This is a genomic window from Bifidobacterium sp. W8114 (assembly GCF_016101165.1).
Taxonomy (GTDB): Bacteria; Actinomycetota; Actinomycetes; order Actinomycetales; family Bifidobacteriaceae; genus Bombiscardovia; species Bombiscardovia asteroides.
The window spans coordinates 1-1,924 of the sequence record NZ_JACFRA010000018.1 but is presented as its reverse complement, the minus strand read 5'-3'; the positions used below and the strand labels follow the sequence as shown (position 1 = coordinate 1,924).

1 protein-coding gene is annotated in these 1,924 nt (G+C 53.7%); it reads right to left on the bottom strand.

From position 1 onward, the window contains the following. Positions 1–695: 695 nt before the first annotated feature. The gene (locus tag H3T89_RS08810) at positions 696–1,451 is read right to left on the bottom strand and encodes an SIR2 family NAD-dependent protein deacylase (RefSeq protein ID WP_198204066.1); all 756 of its coding nucleotides are present in this window, start codon (positions 1,449–1,451) and stop codon (positions 696–698) included. Positions 1,452–1,924 lie beyond the last annotated feature (473 nt).

The following is a 1,924-nucleotide window of genomic DNA, read 5'->3' as shown; positions in this document are numbered from 1 at the left end:
TTTTAGACGAGTTTTGAAACACTCAATTCAACAAAAAGAATCAAATTCTCCAGGAATCACCATTTGTTCCAAAAACGGTCGTTTTTCCGCTGGCGAGTGGCGCCGGTGCTTTCCCCGATGAATTTGGACTCGTGATCATGTCTTTCAGGCGAGTTTGAGCTCGGCTATTACACGTTTAATCTACTTGGTGACTATCAGAGATTTAGATTCTATATTGGAAGCGTCGGAGCTCTGTTGGGACAAGGCGTTTCAGGCTTAGGCTCTACTAAAAGTATGCTATCGGGGATGAAAAGGCTCCGCTGGGATGTATGGCTGGAAGCCAGCGGGGTACCCACTGATCATTGTGACGTGGCCATGGGTGTTTTGGAGCAAAGAATCGACTCTGCCGGTGCTGATTAGGGCATGTCCAGGGCATCATACTTTGCTCGGGCGGGAAGACTTTGGCTTCCGGAATCGATTCGCTGTCCTTCTTCTGGGGCAGAGGTTCGCTTCCTGATGCAGAGTATCCGCGTGATAGGGGGTGCCGGGGTTCCAAAACGACGCTGACAGGGGACCGGTACAAGTGGAGTTTGTCTGTAGTGAGACGGAAGACGGCTCAAGGATTGCCATAGTGGGCCCTGCAGGTTCTTGCAGGGCCCATCAGAAACCTGCAGATCGCAGATCTGTTCCAGTAATTGCGCGGAGCGATTGGGGAATCATCCTTGTCCGGCGATGGTTTTGTCGACGAGTTTGGGCAGTGCCTCTTCGATAGGTTCGTGGATGAGTCGGGTTGCCAGGGAATCGTATTGGGTCGAGCCCATGTTCATGATGGTGATTGGCACGCCCGCCTGGGCTGCCACCGGCACCAGCGAAGCTGCTGGATACACTTCCAAAGTGGAGCCGATCACCCAGAATTGATCAGCCTGGCTGGCTAGCCTCATGCTCTTTTCCATGGCTCCCTCGGGCAGGGCCTGACCGAAATAGACCACATCAGTCTTGATGATGCCATTGCAAGGCATGTTGCCTTGGTAGGGCATGGGCTTGTGGCAGTGTGGATCGGGTTCCTGATCGAGCTTGGCCATGATGTCGGCCGTCCGATATGCCTGACCGCATTTCATGCAATGGGAACTGCCGATGGTCCCGTGAAGGTTGACGATGACATCCTCGGAGTTGCCGGCTTTCTCGTGAAGGGCATCGAAGTTCTGCGTAGCCAGCAGGTTCAGCATGCCTGCCTGCTCCAGCCTGGCCAGTGCCTTGTGCGCTACTCCGGGCTGGGCCTTCCAGACTGGTGACTCCCTCTGCCACCGCCATGAATACTCCCGCTGCTTCCGGTCACTCATGAACAGGTCCAAGTCATAAACGTTCATCTGATCGGGATGCTTGGTCCAAACCCCGTCAGGCCCGCGAAAATCCGGTATGCCGGCGGAAGTCGAGATTCCCGCCCCGGTCAGTACTGCAATTGTTGTGCTCATACACCCGTCTTACCATCCGTCAACAGAATCCATGACTCGCAGACCAACATAGTGCGCGAACATACATCTATATCAACATTCATATTCGTAGGCTGTGGATGACTGGCGGTCGAGAACGGAAGGTGAACTCCGCATTGGATACAGCCGACTATGAGCAGAGTTCAAAAGGACTATGAAGGGACTAAGCCGACACGCCAATGGAGCTGGGGCCTGATCGTCTCCTTGTGAATAAAATGTGTGCATGAAGCCGTGGCAGTGCGCTGAGTTCCCATCTTCGCGATGTCTAAAGTTAAAAAGGGACATGCAACGACACGCCGTCTGAGGGCTTGTTATAGCTTGTTTTGAGGGTCTTTTCGGAGGGGCCAGGTTGCGTTTTGCCCGGCTCGTGGTAAGTTTACTTCTTGCTGCCCGGCAGTGATGAGAACTCTTCGGAGGGCTTGGAGCTGTTGGTGTGGTGGTGGTTTGAGAACTCA